Source organism: Collinsella sp. AM34-10, assembly GCF_003469185.1.
Taxonomy (GTDB): Bacteria; Actinomycetota; Coriobacteriia; order Coriobacteriales; family Coriobacteriaceae; genus Collinsella.
In genome coordinates this window covers 80,988-97,184 of sequence record NZ_QSIL01000002.1, presented here as the reverse complement: position 1 = coordinate 97,184, position 16,197 = coordinate 80,988, and the positions used below count along the sequence as shown (strand labels likewise).

At 60.3% G+C, this 16,197-nt stretch carries 17 protein-coding genes; 3 read left to right on the top strand and 14 right to left on the bottom strand.

The window, feature by feature from the left end; translation table 11 throughout:
- Positions 1 to 346 precede the first annotated feature (346 nt).
- Both DW823_RS02610 and gltA read left to right on the top strand, forming a co-directional pair.
- Positions 347 to 1,186 (top strand): sulfide/dihydroorotate dehydrogenase-like FAD/NAD-binding protein, encoded by an 840-nt coding sequence (locus DW823_RS02610; RefSeq protein ID WP_006235793.1) that lies wholly within the window; start codon positions 347 to 349, stop codon positions 1,184 to 1,186.
- On the top strand, positions 1,177 to 2,586 hold the full coding sequence (gltA, locus tag DW823_RS02605; RefSeq protein WP_117773663.1) for an NADPH-dependent glutamate synthase: 1,410 nt from the start codon (positions 1,177 to 1,179) through the stop codon (positions 2,584 to 2,586). Before DW823_RS02610 ends, gltA begins: the two co-directional genes overlap by 10 nt.
- A gap of 462 nt (positions 2,587 to 3,048) precedes the next feature.
- Here gltA and DW823_RS02600 read toward each other — a convergent pair whose 3' ends face one another.
- The 13 genes from DW823_RS02600 to purF all read right to left on the bottom strand — a co-directional run bounded on the left by DW823_RS02600 (position 3,049) and on the right by purF (position 14,128).
- Entirely contained in the window at positions 3,049 to 3,672 is a 624-nt protein-coding gene (locus DW823_RS02600) for an AAA family ATPase (protein WP_118080066.1), read from the bottom strand.
- Between the two features lie 171 nt (positions 3,673 to 3,843).
- Complete coding sequence (locus DW823_RS02595) at positions 3,844 to 4,482, bottom strand: amino acid ABC transporter permease (protein WP_055285379.1); 639 nt, start codon at positions 4,480 to 4,482, stop codon at positions 3,844 to 3,846.
- Positions 4,483 to 4,485: 3 nt separating this feature from the next.
- On the bottom strand, positions 4,486 to 5,232 hold the full coding sequence (locus DW823_RS02590) for an amino acid ABC transporter permease (protein ID WP_118080064.1): 747 nt from the start codon (positions 5,230 to 5,232) through the stop codon (positions 4,486 to 4,488).
- A gap of 25 nt (positions 5,233 to 5,257) precedes the next feature.
- The gene (locus tag DW823_RS02585) at positions 5,258 to 6,133 is read right to left on the bottom strand and encodes a transporter substrate-binding domain-containing protein (RefSeq protein WP_118080062.1); all 876 of its coding nucleotides are present in this window, start codon (positions 6,131 to 6,133) and stop codon (positions 5,258 to 5,260) included.
- Between the two features lie 8 nt (positions 6,134 to 6,141).
- Positions 6,142 to 6,873: an amino acid ABC transporter ATP-binding protein gene (locus tag DW823_RS02580; RefSeq protein WP_055251548.1), complete on the bottom strand. Its 732-nt coding sequence runs from the start codon at positions 6,871 to 6,873 to the stop codon at positions 6,142 to 6,144.
- Between the two features lie 345 nt (positions 6,874 to 7,218).
- The gene (locus tag DW823_RS02575) at positions 7,219 to 7,662 is read right to left on the bottom strand and encodes a GatB/YqeY domain-containing protein (RefSeq protein WP_118080059.1); all 444 of its coding nucleotides are present in this window, start codon (positions 7,660 to 7,662) and stop codon (positions 7,219 to 7,221) included.
- A gap of 54 nt (positions 7,663 to 7,716) precedes the next feature.
- Positions 7,717 to 8,937 (bottom strand): peptidylprolyl isomerase, encoded by a 1,221-nt coding sequence (locus DW823_RS02570; RefSeq protein ID WP_118080057.1) that lies wholly within the window; start codon positions 8,935 to 8,937, stop codon positions 7,717 to 7,719.
- A gap of 88 nt (positions 8,938 to 9,025) precedes the next feature.
- Positions 9,026 to 9,490 (bottom strand): PTS sugar transporter subunit IIA, encoded by a 465-nt coding sequence (locus tag DW823_RS02565; protein WP_118080055.1) that lies wholly within the window; start codon positions 9,488 to 9,490, stop codon positions 9,026 to 9,028.
- 65 nt (positions 9,491 to 9,555) lie between these two features.
- Positions 9,556 to 10,023, bottom strand: a complete 468-nt coding sequence (locus tag DW823_RS02560) for a PIN domain-containing protein (RefSeq protein ID WP_199574312.1) — start codon at positions 10,021 to 10,023, stop codon at positions 9,556 to 9,558.
- Complete coding sequence (locus DW823_RS02555) at positions 10,020 to 10,364, bottom strand: type II toxin-antitoxin system RelB/DinJ family antitoxin (protein WP_118080053.1); 345 nt, start codon at positions 10,362 to 10,364, stop codon at positions 10,020 to 10,022. The genes DW823_RS02560 and DW823_RS02555 overlap by 4 nt, the downstream gene beginning before the upstream one ends.
- Positions 10,365 to 10,508: 144 nt before the next feature.
- Positions 10,509 to 11,207, bottom strand: coding sequence for a phosphoribosylglycinamide formyltransferase (gene purN, locus DW823_RS02550; protein ID WP_118080051.1), 699 nt, complete (start codon positions 11,205 to 11,207; stop codon positions 10,509 to 10,511).
- Entirely contained in the window at positions 11,197 to 12,300 is a 1,104-nt protein-coding gene (purM, locus tag DW823_RS02545; RefSeq protein WP_118080049.1) for a phosphoribosylformylglycinamidine cyclo-ligase, read from the bottom strand. Before purM ends, purN begins: the two co-directional genes overlap by 11 nt.
- A gap of 157 nt (positions 12,301 to 12,457) precedes the next feature.
- Entirely contained in the window at positions 12,458 to 14,128 is a 1,671-nt protein-coding gene (gene purF / locus DW823_RS02540; protein ID WP_117564038.1) for an amidophosphoribosyltransferase, read from the bottom strand.
- A gap of 287 nt (positions 14,129 to 14,415) precedes the next feature.
- On the opposite strand from purF, the gene DW823_RS02535 reads away from it, so the two are divergent.
- The gene (locus DW823_RS02535; RefSeq protein ID WP_117564037.1) at positions 14,416 to 15,645 is read left to right on the top strand and encodes a putative ABC transporter permease; all 1,230 of its coding nucleotides are present in this window, start codon (positions 14,416 to 14,418) and stop codon (positions 15,643 to 15,645) included.
- A 90-nt stretch (positions 15,646 to 15,735) separates the two neighbouring features.
- On the opposite strand, the gene DW823_RS02530 is transcribed toward DW823_RS02535, so the two are convergent.
- Positions 15,736 to 16,152 carry a molybdenum cofactor biosynthesis protein MoaE gene (locus tag DW823_RS02530; protein ID WP_117564036.1) on the bottom strand — a complete coding sequence of 139 codons (417 nt, stop codon included), beginning with the start codon at positions 16,150 to 16,152 and terminating at the stop codon, positions 15,736 to 15,738.
- Positions 16,153 to 16,197 lie beyond the last annotated feature (45 nt).

Genomic DNA, 16,197 nt, shown 5'->3' with positions numbered 1-16,197 from the left:
GACAGGTTTATTTTGGCGGGTTTTATCTACGAAAACGCCCCGGTGGCCACATCGAAATAAACCCCGCACTGCCATACACACATAGCGCCCCAAAGGGGGCCGGCCTCATCACAACCTGAGGCCGGCCCCCTTTGCCGTTTTGCCTGATAAAACCGACCAAAATAAACCTGTCCCTTTTTGGCAGGTCACTTTTCCCAACCGCCGAAGACACACGTAAGTGACATGTCCATGAGGGTATAATTTGCACCGTATGTCTGCACAACGCCTGTGCGCGTACGGTTTTATTCGGGCTGCCGTCCATTTCCGTGGAGGCACGGTTCGGCCGCCCTAACAAGAGAGGGGTTCTATGTATAAGATCCTGGAGAAGACGCAGTTCTCGGAGAAGGTGTTCAAGTTCCGCATCGAGGCGCCCGCAATCGCCAAGCATGCGCACGCTGGACAGTTCCTCATGGTTCGCGCCAACGAGACGGGCGAGCGTGTCCCGTTTACCCTGGCTGGCTGGAACGGTGACGAGGGTTGGGTCGAGTTCATCTTTATGGTGATCGGCAAGACCACCGAGATGCTTTCCACCTACGAGGCCGGCGAGTCGCTGCGCGACGTCGTGGGCCCGCTGGGCGTTCCCACCGAGATGGCCGAGGGCCCCTGCGCCGTCATTGGCGGCGGCGTCGGTCTGGCAATTGCCTTCCCGGTCGCCAAGCATCTGGTCGAGACCGGTCACGAGGTGCACGCCATCATGGGCGCCCGCACCAAGGACCTCCTGCTCATGGAGGACCAGTTCCGCGAGCTCCTCGACGAGGACCACATCCACATCACCACTGACGACGGCTCCTACGGCGAGCAGGGCGTTGTCACCGCTCCGCTGGAGCGCCTGCTGCAGGACAAGGCCGTGAGCCAGGTCTTCTGCGTCGGCCCCGTTCCGATGATGAAGTTCTCGACCCTCACCGCCCAGAAGTACGACACCCCCATCACAGCGTCGCTCAACCCCATCATGGTTGACGGCACCGGCATGTGCGGCTGCTGCCGCGTCGAGGTGGGCGGCGTGACCAAGTTCGCTTGCGTCGACGGCCCCGACTTCGATGCCACCCTGGTCGACTGGGATGACCTTCGTGCCCGCCAGGCCGCTTACCGTTCCGAAGAGGGCGAGTCCCTCAAGGCCTATGAGGAAAAGAGCTGCGCATGCCACTAGTTAACGGTCGTTTCGTTGCCGATATGAAGTCGCCCCGCACCCCCGATAACGAGGAGCCGGCTGCCGAGCGCGCCTGCGACTTCCGCCCCGTCGACAAGGGCTTCACCGAGGAGATGGCGCTGGCTGAGGCCGAGCGCTGCCTCAACTGCAAGAAGCCGTTCTGTGTTGAGGGCTGCCCCGTCAACATCAACATCCCCCGCTTTATCGAGCAGATCCGCGCGAAGGACTTCGGCGGCGCTCTCGATACCATCCGCGAGGACTCCATGCTTCCCGCCATCTGCGGCCGCGTCTGCCCGCAGGAGAACCAGTGCGAGGGCAAGTGCATCCGTGGCAAGAAGACCGAGCCCGTGGCCATCGGCCAGCTCGAGCGCTTCCTGGGCGACCGCCCCGAGCTCGCCTCCACGCCCAAGATGGCTCCCAAGAACGGCAAGAAGGTCGCCGTCGTCGGCTCTGGCCCGTCCGGCATCACCTGCGCCGGCGAGCTCGCCCGCAACGGCTTTGACGTCACCGTCTTCGAGGCCTTCTTCACCGGCGGCGGCGTGCTGGTCTACGGCATCCCCGAGTTCCGTCTGCCCAAGGCAGTCGTCAAGCGCGAGATTGACGGCCTGGAGGACATGGGCGTCAAGTTTGAGTACAACTCCGTCGTGGGCAACATGGCCACGGCCGAGGAGCTGTTCGAGCAGGGCTTCGACGCCATCTACGTGGCGACCGGCGCCGGCCTGCCCAAGTTCCTCAACGTCCCCGGCGAGAACCTGCCCAACGTCTTCTTCGCTAACGAGTACCTCACCCGCGTGAACCTGATGAAGGCCAACAAGTTCCCCGAGTACGACACCCCCACCAAGCACGGCAAGAACGTCGTCGTCTTTGGTGGCGGCAACGTGGCTATGGACGCCGTCCGTACCGCCAAGCGCCTGGGCGCCGAGCACGCCATCATCGCCTACCGTCGTACCGAGGACGAGATGCCCTGCCGTCGCGCCGAGCTGCACCACGCCAAGGCCGAGGGCGTCGAGGTTCTGCCGCTCGTCTCCCCGCTCGAGTTTGTCGCTGGCGAGGACGGCTCCGTGTGCGCCGTCAAGGTCCAGAAGATGGAGCTCGGCGAGCCTGACGAGTCCGGCCGTCGTCGCCCGGTGCCCATCGAGGGCGCCATCGAGGAGATCCCCTGCGACGTCGCGATCTCGGCTATCGGCACCAACGCCAACCCCTTCGCTGCCAAGATCGGCGGCAAGATGGAGCTCAACAAGTGGGGCTACATCGTCGCCGACGAGGAGACCGGCCAGACCACCGACCCCCGCATCTGGGCCGGCGGCGACATCGTCACCGGTGCCGCTACGGTCATTCTGGCGATGGGCGCCGGCAAGAAGGCCGCCGCTTCCATCACCAAGAGCCTGCTGGGCGAGTAATCACCTACAGCGCTAGCCATCAAACGGCAAAGTCCCCGTCGAGCACACGCCCGGCGGGGACTTTTTTCTATGCCGGCCGCCCCAACCACCACGATGGGGCAGGCACCTTTGTGGTGGTTGGGGACTTGCCCGGTCGTTTTGTCTCAATCTGTAACAGCTGGAGTCCGTTGAGCCCTGCAGTTGTTACAGATCGAGATATTGTGCCGGCCGCCCACGCTGCATCTCAATCTGTAACAGTTAGAGACCAAATATGCCGCCTGGTGTTACAGATCAAGACGTTGGGCTGACGGCCGAACGGTTCATCTCAATCTGTAACAGTTAGAGCCATTTTCGCTGGCTTGGTGTTACAGATCGAGACTATGCAAAAGCCGAGGATAGGCACTGCCGCCAAGGCCTTCCCCTCGGCCTAAAACAAAAACCACCACAAAGGTGCCTGTACCCTTTGTGGTGGTTTTTGGTCGGTTAGCCTTCGAGTTGAGCCACTTTGTAGCGGTAGGCAGCGGCTATGACGTCTTTGCAGCCTTCGCGGCCCAGCTTGGCGCGGTTGACGACGATGTCTTTACCGCTCGTCATCTTCCACTTTCCGGCGCTGTAGCGCTTGTAGAACGCCTCGCGCGCCTTCTGTTGCTGCTTGACCAGCTTGGCGCCTTTCTTTTTATTAAGGCCACGCTTCTTGCGGACAATCTCGACGCGGTCCTCAAAGGGGGCGGTCACCAGCACGGCAATATGGTTGGGATTATTGCGCAGCAGATAATCGGACAGACGACCCTCGATAATGCAGCTCTCGGTCTCGCCCAGGTCCAAGATCACCTGGCTCATCTTTTGGAACAACTTATCCGAGTACGAACGCGCATCGTAGCGGTCGGGCAGGAACGCCATGTTCTCCACAGCCAGACGCTCGTCGTAGGCGGCCATCTTATCGAGCGACTCGCCCGTGCGCAGCGACGCACGCACCAGCAGCTCGTTGTCATACAGCGGAATCCCCAACTCGTCGGCAAGCATGCGACCAATCTCGTGGCCCTCGGCGCCAAAGTCGCGCGCGATGGTAATGACCACAGGATTCTTCTTATTCTCCAGATCGCTCATCGCGATTCCTTTCTAACAAATGAGAAATAGGCGATTCCTGATTCCCATTTTGTCACTTACGACCGTCCTGGTTTCCCAAGTGCGGCAGATTGCCCCGAAAGAGGAGCGCCGCGTACTTTGGTACGCGAGCGACGGTTTGAAGGCCAAGGTTGGGTGCCAGGGAAAGCCAGGCTATGCGGCTACGATGCGGCGTTGGTAAGCTCGGACTAGTAGCGAGATACCAAAGTTGAGCACAAAGTACATCGCAAACACCAGGCCGTAGAGCATAAGCACCTGCGACAGGTCGATCGCATGGGCCATCACGACGTTTGCCGTGTACATGAGCTCGGCCACGTTAATCCCCGAAAGATACGAGCTGTCCTTGATGACGGTCGTGCACTGGCTAAACAGCGCCGGAATGATCGTCTTAAACGTCTGCGGCAGAATGATGTAGCGCATGGTGGCAAAGAAGCCAAAGCCCTGGCTCTGCGCTGCCTCAAACTGGCCGCGCGGAATCGAGTTGAGACCGCCGCGCACAATCTCGGCCATAACGGCGCTGGTAAACAGCGTAAAGGCAATGGTCGAAATCACAATGTCCAAACCCTGCACCGTAAAGTAGATAAACAGGATCCACAGCAGGTTCGGCGTGCAGCGGAACAGCTCGATATAGGCGCTCACCAGAATACGGAATGGGCGGGGCGCATAGCTTTTAACGAGCGCCAGCACCGTGCCAAAGATGAGCGAGAAAAAGATCGACAGCGCCGAGATCTCTATGGTCTTAACAAAGCCGCCCCAAATGTAGAGCAGGTTGGTCGCGTTGAAGATTTCCATGCGCTAGGCCTCCTCTACGTTGTCGAGCCCCAGCTCGGCCAGGCTCACACCGCGCGGACGCTCCTTGGAGCGGCGCTCGAGCCACTGCACCAGCATGGCGAGCGGAAAGCAGATAATGAAGTACATAAGGCAGCAGACGATGTACCCCTGCAGGTAACCGTACAGACTCACAAAGTTGTCGGAACGGTACATAAGGTCGCCGCCGGCCACAAGCGCCAGCACCGACGTATTTTTGACCAGGTTGAGCGCCTGGTTACACAGCGGCGGCAGAATGATCTTGAATGTCTGGGGCAGCACGATGTACCAGTACGCCTGCGCACGGGTGAAGCCCTGGCTCTGGGCCGCCTCCATCTGACCGCGCGGAACCGCCTCGATACCAGTGCGGATGACCTCCGAAATGTAGGCCGCGTGATACAGACCCACGCCCAAGAAGCCCAGCACGAACGGCGCGATGCGCACCGGCTGGTCGGCACCGGTTATGGCCTGCAAAAACTGCGGACCAGCCATGTACATAAAGAGCACCTGCACGGGCAACGGGGTGTTCTGGTAAAACTCCACGTACACGCGGCTTATGGTGCGCAGCACGCGCGAACGGGTGGTAGAGAACACACCCAGCAGCGTGCCCAGTACCAGCGACAGCAGCAGACCGGCAACGACCACCTGTAGCGTCACACCAAAGCCCTCCCAGAAGGGCCCCATGTTTTGAAATGTCGTCGACCAACGGTCGGCGTCAAATAATCCTTCGAGCATTTGATTCCTTCCTTGGACGATGTGCCTATACAAGGCCCCAGGTCTTGACCTCTTGGTCGAGCCAGCCATCGGCCAGGCGATCGCAAATCACCTGATCGACCACGGCCGAAAGGTCGCAGCCCTTCTTGGTCGCCACGCCGTAGCCCTGCTCGCCAAACTTGACCTCGGGCTGCAGCAGCTCAACGGTCTCGTTCATGTAACCGGCCAGCGTGGAGCGATCCATGGCAAAGACGTCGATATTGCCGGCGTCGAGCGAACTCTTGATGATGGGGTAGCCGCTAAAGGCCCTAAACTCGGGCTTGCAGCTAAAGCCGTTGTCCTTGATCATCTGCTCGATCAGGCCCTGCGTGGTGGCACCCTGGCTCACACCAATGACCTTGCCGTCCAAGTTCTCAATCGAGGTAAAGCCCGAACGCTTCTTGACCATGAGTCCAACGTAGTCGGTGCGGTACGGCGTCGAGAAATCCCAGCTCTTCTTGCGCTCGTCGGTGATGGTGTAGGTCGCCGCGACCACGTCGAGTTGGCCGTTATCGATCAGCGGGCCGCGTGTCTTGGGCGTTACGTCGGTAAACTCGACAAGCTCCTGGGCACGGGCTTCCTTGTAGCTCACGCCAAAGACGGCAGCGGCAATCTGGTAGCACAAATCGACTTCCATGCCCTCAAAGCGACCCTTGGCGGTGTCGTAATAGCCGTAGCCGGGAACGTCTTTCTTAACGCCGGCATTCAGATGGCCACGCGACTTAATGGCCGCAAGCTTGGATCCCTTGTCGGAACCCTCGCCGCTGGTGGAGTTGCCGCAACCGGCAAGCGCGGTCCCCGTCAGCGCAAGCATGCCGGCGCCAGCCAGCTGCAAAAAGTGACGGCGCGACACGGCCGCCCTCGTCATATCCGTCATGTCCATCACCGCGCCTAGTGCAGAATCTTGGACAGGAACTCGCGACAGCGCGGGTTCTCGGGGTTATCGAAGAAGTGCTCGGGCGTGCCCTCCTCCAGAATGCGGCCGTCCTCCATAAAGATGACGCGGTCGGCCACCTGGCGCGCAAAGCCCATCTCGTGCGTCACGCAGATCATGGTGATGTCCTCCTGCGCGAGCTCAATCATAACGTCCAGAACCTCCTGGACCATCTCGGGGTCGAGCGCCGAGGTCGGCTCGTCAAACAGGATGATGGGCTGCTTGGTGCACAGGGCACGAGCGATGGCGATGCGCTGCTGCTGACCGCCCGAGAGATTCTGCGGATACTCGCCGGCCTTATGCGCCATGCCGACGCGCTTGAGCGCGGCGATGGCGATCTCGGTCGCCTCCTCCTTGCTCTTCTTTTGCAGCTTGATGGGCGCGAGCGTCAGGTTGCCGAGCACCGTCATGTTGGGATACAGGTTGAACTGCTGAAACACCATGGAACTATACTTGCGAGCCATCTCCAGGTGATTCTTTTTGGTGAGCGGTGTGCCGTCGATGATGACCTCGCCCGACGTGGGCTCCTCCAGATAATCGACGCAACGGATGAGCGTCGACTTGCCCGAGCCGGAAGGCCCGATCATTACGAGCTTCTCGCCGCGCTTGACGGTGAGATTGATATCTTTGAGCACATGCAGGTCGCCAAAGTACTTGTTGAGATGCTTGATCTCGATCATGTCTGCCATGAATGTCCCTTCCCTGCGTTTACACGAGTTGAACTATTGTACGGAAAGAACCACGTTTCCGCAGCCCACACTACATTCCCGTAAAGAACCCGCAATCTTCCACCCACTCATTGGGGACGGACTTAAATGAGTACCCCCGTGGCTACTCATTTAAGTCCGTCCCCAATGAGTGCAACCGCCCTTGTTGAGCATAAGTCAGCGAAAACCCGTACACGCGAGCAAGGTGACGTGAAATGAAAGGGCGCAGACCTTATGGTCGCGCCCTTGAAATTGAACGTCAGATTGCCGTGTGTACGGGTTTGCAGCGTCGAGCCGTTACGCGGTTTGGTAAAACCGCGTAACAAATTACGCCAATTTTGCGCCGACGATCTTTGCCGCTGCCGGCTTGTCGAAGTTGCCGCCGGTGGCCTTGCCGAGTGCTCCCATGACCTGGCCCATCTGCTTCTTGGACGTGGCGCCCAGCTCGGCGATGACCTGCTCGATCAGGGCCTCGAGCTCCTCGCCCGAAACCTGCGCGGGCAGAAGGCTCTCCAGAATCTTGACCTGCTCGGTCAGGTTGTCGGTACGCTCCTGGTCGGTGCCGGCCTTGATGGACATCTCCAGCGTCTCGCTCGTCTGCTTGATCAGACGCTTGATCATGTTGTTGACGTCTTCCTCAGTCACATCGCGGCGCTCATTGACCTCGATATTCTTCACCTCAGCCTTAACCTGGCGAATGATGGACAGGCGAACCTTGTCCTTGGCCTTCATGGCCGCGATCATTTCCTGCTGCAGCTCTTCGTTGGTCATCTGCAAATCCTCCTCAATAGTGCGGGCGGCACTCGCGCGAGCACCGCCCCATGATTACTCAGTCGTCGACGAATTGTCGGTCGAGCTCTTGGTGACACCCTTCAGGCTCACGTTGTAGGGTACGTCCTTGGGCATGGGGTTGACGGTGATGTCGGCGTCCTTTTTGTACTGCTCCAGCCACTCGCTATATGCAGTGCTGGCCGCCTGCGTCTTCACCACGTTGGAGACGTACTTCTTGATGGCCTTGGGTACCTGCTTGATATCATCGACCTGGCTATCGACATGGAAGTAGTCAGTGCACTTGATAATGTGATAGCCGTACGTCGACTCGACCACGCCGCTCACATCGCCCTTGTTGAGCCCCTCGAGTGCCGTCTGGTAGCTGTCGACGAAGGTGGTGAGCTTGTCCCAGCCCACGTCGCCCTTCTTCTCCTTGGAACCGGTGTCGTCGGAATACTGCTTCACAGCGTCTTCGAAGCTCAGCTCGCCGGAGTTAATCTTGTCCAGGCACTCCTGCGCCTTGGCCTTGGCGGCAGCCTTGTCCTCGTCGGATGCCTCGGAATCGACCTTGATCAGGATGTTCGACGAGCGGCGGGCATCGTTGTACTTCGACAGGTTCTCGTTGATGTAATCGACGATCTCGCTGTCCTCGGGCTTGCTGGTAGGCGCCACGGCTTCCTTGAGCTTTTGCTGCGCCAGGCTCTCCTTGAGCGAGCTCTTATAGGTGTCCTCGGTGTAGCCGTAGGTCTTAAGGGTCTTCTTAAAGGTCTTGGCGCCGCCCGCGCTCTTGCACGCGTCCTTCCAAGCCTTCTCGACCTCCTCATCCGACACCGTCACGCCGTTTTCCTTCTGCGCCTGCTGAAGCAGAATCTGCTGCGTGTAGGAATCGATGAGCTGCTTGCGATACTTCTTGGGCGTAAGGTCGTTGTTGACCAGGTACTGCGCCCAATCCTTGTCCTTGGTATAACCATAGGACGTGCGCATGCTCATGATCTGCTTGGTCACGGTATCCTCGGTGAGGTTGGTGCCGTTGATGGTGGCGGCAACGCCGCCGGTGAGCTTGTAGCCCGAGGTGTCCTCGGTCTGCGACATAAGACCGGAGCACGCCATGGCCGAGACGGAAAGCAACATTGCCAGCACGCCGATAACCACCAGAACAATCTTGACGGTCTTAGACACGTACGTCTTGCGCTGCTTCTTACGAGAGCTGGAGGCAGCGCGAGTCTGCTGCTCGGGCGTCGGCGCGGCCTCGGAGTTCTTTTTCTTATTTGCCATAGTTGGCCTTTCGCATAACGAATCGAACAAACGCCATTGTGTCACAACGCGGCCCCCGCGACAAAAGGAACGTCCCCAGGGGCCGGATTTAAAAGTGGCGGCGGATGGCTTCGACCATGCCTTGGGGCGTGGTCTGGCCGAGCACATCGGCCGCGGTGTCCGCGTCCATAAAGATATTCATAAGCGCTTGCAGAGCCTCGACCTGGCCGCCCGGCTCGGCAATGCCCAAGTTGATGACGATCTGCGCCGGCACAGGGGCACCCATGTCCGCCATAGCATTGAATGTCACGGGCGTGGCCGGCTTCACCACCGCGATGTAGGGCTTAGCCACAAACCCCGGATCGGTATGCGGGATGGCAATGTTGGCCGCCGGCATGGCAAGCCCTGTGGGATAGGCATCCTCGCGCGTGCGGACGGCGTCGAGCCAACCGGTGCCAATGTAGCCGCGTGGAGCAAGTTCGCCTTCGAGTCGCGCAAACACCTCATCAGGCGTCGCACACTCCCAATCAAAAAACACCAGCTCAGGCGTAAACAGCGCTTCGTTATCCGCCATATCGTCCTCCAAAGTTGCATGAGGGCCACAATGCTCAATATGATAGCGAAACGGAGTATGCAAGGTTAGCCGAGGATCCCGATGAGCTCGAGTGCGCGCGCGGGCGTCAAGCATACCTCGGGCATCGCCTCCAACATGCGTCGGTCGCTCGTGATTACGTAGTCGACATCCGCCGTATCGCCCGATGCAATGATGAGATTGTCCTCAAGGTCCGGCATACGCTTGCCAAGCATACGCGCCATCTCGCATTCCGCCAACGAAAGCGGAGAAGCCGTTGCCACCTGCATCATATGCTCGATACAGGCCCATGCAGCCGGACCGAACGGAGCGTTAACCCCATTCACATTCCGCTGAGCTAGACGCCGCGGCACAATGTAGAACAGGTCCTTTGCCGTCGTTGGCGCGTACAGAAGGTCAATCTTTCCCGCCTCGGCCAACTCAATCAATCTTTTCGCCTCGTCGAACGCTCCCTCTTGCAGGTAATAATCGAGCCAAACGTTTGTGTCTACCAAGAGTCGTTTTGCCGCAATCATCGGCAATTCGCCTCTATGCCAGCGATCATCGCATCGTACAAGTCGTCGCGTACGGCATCCCAGTTGTCTGCCGATGATTCAGCTGGCGCAAAATCCGCCGCGCTCAACCCCAATGAGAAAAAAGCCAGCCCGCATCCCTGCTCGGCCAGACTCTCCGCACGGGGTGCCTCGCACCTATCCTCCACCATAAATCCTGGCAACGTCTGATGCTCGACAAGGTAGGTCCAAAGCGCACGAATAGCGTCACTCGGCCCCAGCCCATTGCGAGTCAGGACCGCATCGCCGCCAGCCTTGAGCATAGGGTCGATTCGCGTGTTGAGCTGCACTGTTGCTGTTGCCATGGCGACTCCTCTCTGCTTGCTAGCAGTATAGCAAACTTGAGAGGCCACACAAAAAGAGCCCCGCCCGCGTACGGACGGAGCCCTATCAGCTTTTTTCGATCGCTTGCGTCCCAAAGAGCGCTCAGCGAACTCTCTTACACGCGACTAGCGTGCCGCGTCAATTGCCACTTTGCCGCTCTCCAGCACGTGGACGCGGCCGTCAGCGAGCATCTGAATAACCTCGGGATACAACACGTGCTCAATCGCGTGAATGTACTCCTCGAGCGTGTCGACGTCCCAGCCTTCCTCGACGGCCAGCGCGCGCTGGGCGATGATGGGGCCGTTGTCGTAGACCTCGTTGGCAAAGTGCACGGTCACGCCGGTCACCTTGACGCCGCGCGCAAAGGCATCGTCGATCGCATGCGCGCCGGTAAAGCTCGGCAGCAGCGCCGGATGCAGGTTCACCACGCGGTTGGGAAACGCCGCCAGCAGCGGCGTGTGCACCATGCGCATGTAGCCGGCCATGACCACATACTCGCAGCCGCGCTCGAGCAGCTCGTGCGCGATGATCTCGTCGGCGGCGATGGGGTCGGCATAGACATCCTTGGACAGCGTAAGCGTCTGGATGCCCGCACGCTCTGCACGTTGCAGACCCTTGGCCGAAGGACGGCTCGACACCACAAGCTCAATAGAAGCGTTGAGCTTGCCGGCGGCAATCAGATCGATCAGCGCTTGCAGGTTGGTACCCGAACCGCTGATGAGCACACCGATCTTGAGCGGCTCAGCCGTATCGGTGCCAGTCGGACGGGTATAGGGCACAAAGTCCAGGCCCTCGGCAGCAGCCATCTGCTCGTTAGCGCTCATCGGAGTACACGACCTTACCGGAACCCTCGACGCACTCGCCCACGCGGAACGGCTTCTCGCCCAGCGCGACCAGTGCCTCGGTCACGGCGGCCTCGTCCTCGGGGGCGACGATCAGACACAGGCCGACGCCCATGTTGAAGGTCTTGCATGCCTCGTTGGGCGCAAGCTCGGCCTGGCGCGACACGTAGGTGATGACGGGCGGAACGTCCCAACCCATCTCGGCACCGTTGCGGGTGACCACGGCGTCGACGTCATCGGCGAGCGCACGGTTGAGGTTCTCGGTAATACCGCCGCCAGTGATGTGGGCGATGGCGTGCACGTTGGCGCCGCCGCGCAGCAGCTCCAGGATCGGCTTGACGTAGATGCGCGTGGGGGCCAACAGAGCGTCTGCCAGCGATGCACCGCCGAGCTCCTCGAGCGGACGGCTCAGCTCCTCGGCCTTAGCGACGGCCTCGGGCGTGCCCGGCTTAACGCCGTCGACGCCAATGACCTTACGCACGAGCGAGTAGCCGTTGGAGTGCACGCCGGTGGAAGGCAGGCCCAGGATCACATCGCCCGGGCGGACGTTTGCGGGGTCGAGCATCTTGGGACGGTCGACGACGCCCACGGTAAATCCGGCAAGGTCGTAGTCGGCAGGAGCCATGACGCCCGGGTGCTCGGCCATCTCACCGCCCACGAGCGCGCAGCCCGCGAGCTTGCAGCCGTCGGCCACACCCTTGATAATCTTTACCATGTGCTCGGCCTCGATGTGACCGATGGCAACGTAGTCCAGGAAGAACAGCGGCTCGGCGCCCGAAGCCAGAATATCGTTGACGCACATAGCGACCAGGTCCTGGCCAACCGTCTCGTGACGGTCCATGATCTGGGCGAGCACGAGCTTGGTGCCCACGCCGTCGGTACCGCTAATCAGGATCGGGTCTTCCATATCCTTGAGCGCGGCGGCCGAGAACAGGCCGCCAAAGCCGCCGATGCCACCGATAACCTCGGAACGGTTAGTGTCCTTGACCATCTGCTTAATCGCGTCGACGGCGCGGCCGCCCTCGGCGGTATCGACGCCGGCGTCCTCGTACGTCACATGCTTGCTGTCGCTCATCTGAGCCTTCCTCTCCCACTACCGTGGCGCCGCACGGGCGCCAAACGGTGCTCATAGTTGCGTTCATTTCGGCGCGCGCCATAACAGCACGCGCCGTCATATCAACAAAACAGCAGGTAAAACCTACCAAAATAAACCTGTCCCCATATGGCAGGTTTTATGCCTCGCCGTGCTCCTCTTCCCAGCTGCGGTCGTCGTATTTCTCGATCACGGCGTCGTCGTCAAAGTGCAGCGGCTTGTCCAGGTTGCGGGGCTTAAAGCCCTCCATAAACTTGTCGCGGCCAAAGCTCTCGGGAATCGCCACGGGGTAGCGGCCGGTAAAGCACGCATCGCAGTAACCGCCCTTGGGCATGACCTTAAGCAGGCCCTCGACCGAAAGGAAGGCCAGCGAATCGGCGCCGATATACTCGCAAATCTCGTCGACCGTCTTGTTGGCGCTGATAAGCTGCGACTGCACGTCGGTATCGATACCGTAGAAGCACGGCCAGATGACCTCGGGCGAGTTGATGCGGATGTGAATCTCCTTGGCGCCGGCGTTGCGCAGCATCTTGACGAGCTGCACCATGGTGGTGCCGCGCACAATGGAGTCGTCGATAACGACCAGGCGCTTGCCCTCGATGTTGTCGCGCAGCGGGTTGAGTTTCATACGCACGCCCATGGCGCGCAACTCCTGCGTAGGCTCGATAAACGTACGGCCCACGTAGCGGTTCTTGATAAGGCCCTCGCCAAAGGGAATACCGCTCTCGTGCGAATACCCCTCCGCAGGCGGCAGGCCGGAGTCGGGCACGCCGATGACCAGGTCGGCCTCGACAGGCTCCTCATGTGCCAGCTGACGACCCATGTCGTAACGGCAGGCATAGACGCTCTTGCCGTTCATGATGGAGTCGGGACGGGCAAAGTAGACCTGCTCAAAGATGCAGTTGGCGGGCTCTTCGGCTGCAGGCACGCCCTGCTCGGATACCAGGCCCTCGGCGCTGATGCGCAAGATCTCGCCGGGACGGACGTCACGGACGTACTCGGCACCCACGATGTCGAGTGCGCAGGTCTCGGAAGCAACGACCCAGCCGCCGGCGCGCGTGACACGGACGGCAGAGTCGACCGTCGCGGCGCCGTCCTGCGACGGCAGCTGCGAAACGGCTGCGGCATCGGCCTGGTCCAGACCCTCGTCCACCAGCTTGCCCAGCACGAGCGGGCGAATGCCGTGTGGATCGCGGAATGCGTAGAGCGCCTGCTCGTTGATGAGCGTCATGGCGTAGCCGCCGCGCACGAGCTCCATGGTCTTGCGAATACCCTCGCGCAGGTGGCCCGTACGCTGGGTAAAGTAGCCGATAAGCTTGGTCGCGACCTCGGAATCCGAATTGGAGAGGAACGGCACGCCCAGCTCGATCAGCTGACGGCGCAGCTCGTCGGTGTTGACGAGGGTGCCGTTGTGCGCGAGCGCGATAATGACGCTATTGATGGTAGAGAGGTGCGGCTGAGAGGCTTCCCAGCTCTTGGCGCCGGCAGTGCCGTAGCGCACATGACCCACGGCCAGCTGGCCGGAGAGCGTCGACAGGTCGGCGTTGGAGAACACGCGGTCGAGCAGGCCCAGATCTTTGCGGACCATAACCGTGCCGCCGTCACCCACGGCGATTCCAGCCGATTCCTGGCCACGGTGCTGCAGCGCACGCAGGCCAAAGTACGTCAGTCGAGCCACGTCGCGATCGGGCGCCCATACGCCGAAAATGCCACATTCCTCATGCAGCTGGTCGGAGTCCGGATCATACGTCGACATGGTGTTCACCTGTCCCGCGGCACGCTCGGCCGCGCGGATGGTTTCTTGAGACATGGTATCCCCTCAGAGCCTCGTATTTTTGGCGTTACCTGCCCTATTATACGCACGGCAAGACAAGCACTCCCGCGCATGAACAGCGCTTTTTAAAAGCCCACCGAGCTAATAATCAGTTTTGTTGCCAAACATTTTATCGGTCTGTCCAGTGCAAGCGCCCGCGCCCCCCAGATGGCCGCCGCGTCCACCGTTGGGGATTACAAAGTTGCAATTGGGACGTTCGTCCTGTCTTTTGGCAGGTCGGCGGCGTATCCTTATAACCTACAACAAAGCGAGAAAGGTTCTGTATGGATCGAAACGAACTCGACCCCAGCGTCCCCAGCGCCACAGAGGTCAAGAAGATTCCCCTCATCATTAAGGTGTACGCCGTCCTGTGCATCCTTTCCGGCGTGGGCACGCTCCCGTCGGTCGCTGCCTTTATGTGGCAGGTCATCACGGCACTTGTTAACGGCAACGCCACCGAAAAGCTCGGCGACAACACGCTCGTCGCAGTCGGCCTTATCGTCGCCGGCATCATGCTCTCTGCGGCAAGTGCCGTCATCCTAATCATCTTTGGCCTGGACCTTATCAAAAACCAGCGCCGCAACGCCGCCCGCCTGTCCTACATCCTTATTGCATTCACCGTCGTCGAGCTTTTGGTCGACGTGATGCTCCAGGGCATCGGGCCCTTCCTGCTGCGTCCCGCGATCCAGCTCGGCATCCTTGTTGCACTTTCGGCAACCGTCGACCCCACGCTGCGTCAGGAGCGCGAACTGCAGCGCCGCCTGCAGGAGATGCTCGACCGCGACGCCGCCGCCGAGGGCATGCTCGGCCGCGATGAAACCGGCGAGGGCTACATCAAGCTCAACTACTTCAACCTGTTCTGGGTGTTCTTTGTCTGCTGCATACTCGGCCTGATCGCCGAGGACATCTGGCACATGACGGTCGACGACCCGGGCGTCTATCAGAACCGCGCCGGCATGCTGTTTGGCCCCTTCAGCCCCATCTACGGATTTGGCGCCGTGCTCATGACCATGGTGCTTAACCGCTTCTACAAAAAGAACCCCATCATCATTTTCCTGGTGAGCGCCCTGCTCGGCGCCAGCTTTGAGGTGTTCGTGGGCTGGTTTATGCAGACCGCGTTTGGCGTGGTCTCGTGGAGCTACTCGCACATAACGCTGTTCGGTTTGCCCGATCCGCTCGTGGTCCTCACGGGCGGACGCACCTGCACGGGCTTCGCCTGCCTGTGGGGCCTGGGCGGCCTCATCTGGATCAAGCTGCTGCTGCCGAGGCTGCTTAAGCTTATCAACAAGATCCCCTGGAAGAGCCGCTACTCGGCCACCGTCATCTTTACCGTTATCATGCTGGTCGACGGCGTCATGACGCTGCAGTCGCTCGACTACTGGTACCAGCGCGTTAACGGCACGGAGCCGGACATTCCCGTCGCACAGTTCTACGGAGAGCACTTCGATAACGAGTACATGGAAAACCGCTTCCAGAGCATGACCATGAGCCCCAAGGATGCGACGCGCGTGTAGCGCCCACCGCGCCCAAAACGCAAAATGCCCGCCGGTATCACACGTACCGGTGGGCATTTTTATAAACGATCCTTCTATCGACGCAAGCCTCTACGCCTCGCGCTCGACCTCACTCACGCATTCGTTCTTAATGGTGCCAACGAGCGCCTGCAGCGCATCGACCACGTGCGGGCGAATGTCCCCGCCGATGAGCACGAGCATGATGTCGTCACCTACGGCAAGCTCGCCGCTTGCCAGCCACACACGCACATAGCCGATACCCGGCATCGCACGCGTCGCCTCGATAGCAGCCTGCACCTTCTGAGCATCGAAGCCAAACACCATGCCGCCCACCTTATGCCCAGGCGCCACGCCATCGGTCTCGACTCCGCGCACCTCAGCCTTGGGCGTCGCGCGCACCACACCGTTATGCGTCAGATACATCCCACAGCCTGCCGCCGAAGCATCGGCCTTGGCCTCGCGCAGCCAAGCATCAATCGAAGGCATCAATTTGCCACTCTCGAGCATCATTTCTCCCTTACCGTCGTCGAGTAGCCAATTTGGGACGGGGCC

Coding starts and splice junctions, on each gene's coding strand:
- DW823_RS02610 (WP_006235793.1), top strand. CDS start 347: ATGTATAAGATCCTGGAGAAGACGCAGTTCTCGGAGAAGGTGTTCAAG.
- gltA (WP_117773663.1), top strand. CDS start 1,177: ATGCCACTAGTTAACGGTCGTTTCGTTGCCGATATGAAGTCGCCCCGC.
- DW823_RS02600 (WP_118080066.1), bottom strand. CDS start 3,672: ATGAGCGATCTGGAGAATAAGAAGAATCCTGTGGTCATTACCATCGCG.
- DW823_RS02595 (WP_055285379.1), bottom strand. CDS start 4,482: ATGGAAATCTTCAACGCGACCAACCTGCTCTACATTTGGGGCGGCTTT.
- DW823_RS02590 (WP_118080064.1), bottom strand. CDS start 5,232: ATGCTCGAAGGATTATTTGACGCCGACCGTTGGTCGACGACATTTCAA.
- DW823_RS02585 (WP_118080062.1), bottom strand. CDS start 6,133: ATGGACATGACGGATATGACGAGGGCGGCCGTGTCGCGCCGTCACTTT.
- DW823_RS02580 (WP_055251548.1), bottom strand. CDS start 6,873: ATGGCAGACATGATCGAGATCAAGCATCTCAACAAGTACTTTGGCGAC.
- DW823_RS02575 (WP_118080059.1), bottom strand. CDS start 7,662: ATGACCAACGAAGAGCTGCAGCAGGAAATGATCGCGGCCATGAAGGCC.
- DW823_RS02570 (WP_118080057.1), bottom strand. CDS start 8,937: ATGGCAAATAAGAAAAAGAACTCCGAGGCCGCGCCGACGCCCGAGCAG.
- DW823_RS02565 (WP_118080055.1), bottom strand. CDS start 9,490: ATGGCGGATAACGAAGCGCTGTTTACGCCTGAGCTGGTGTTTTTTGAT.
- DW823_RS02560 (WP_199574312.1), bottom strand. CDS start 10,023: ATGATTGCGGCAAAACGACTCTTGGTAGACACAAACGTTTGGCTCGAT.
- DW823_RS02555 (WP_118080053.1), bottom strand. CDS start 10,364: ATGGCAACAGCAACAGTGCAGCTCAACACGCGAATCGACCCTATGCTC.
- purN (WP_118080051.1), bottom strand. CDS start 11,207: ATGAGCGCTAACGAGCAGATGGCTGCTGCCGAGGGCCTGGACTTTGTG.
- purM (WP_118080049.1), bottom strand. CDS start 12,300: ATGAGCGACAGCAAGCATGTGACGTACGAGGACGCCGGCGTCGATACC.
- purF (WP_117564038.1), bottom strand. CDS start 14,128: ATGTCTCAAGAAACCATCCGCGCGGCCGAGCGTGCCGCGGGACAGGTG.
- DW823_RS02535 (WP_117564037.1), top strand. CDS start 14,416: ATGGATCGAAACGAACTCGACCCCAGCGTCCCCAGCGCCACAGAGGTC.
- DW823_RS02530 (WP_117564036.1), bottom strand. CDS start 16,152: ATGCTCGAGAGTGGCAAATTGATGCCTTCGATTGATGCTTGGCTGCGC.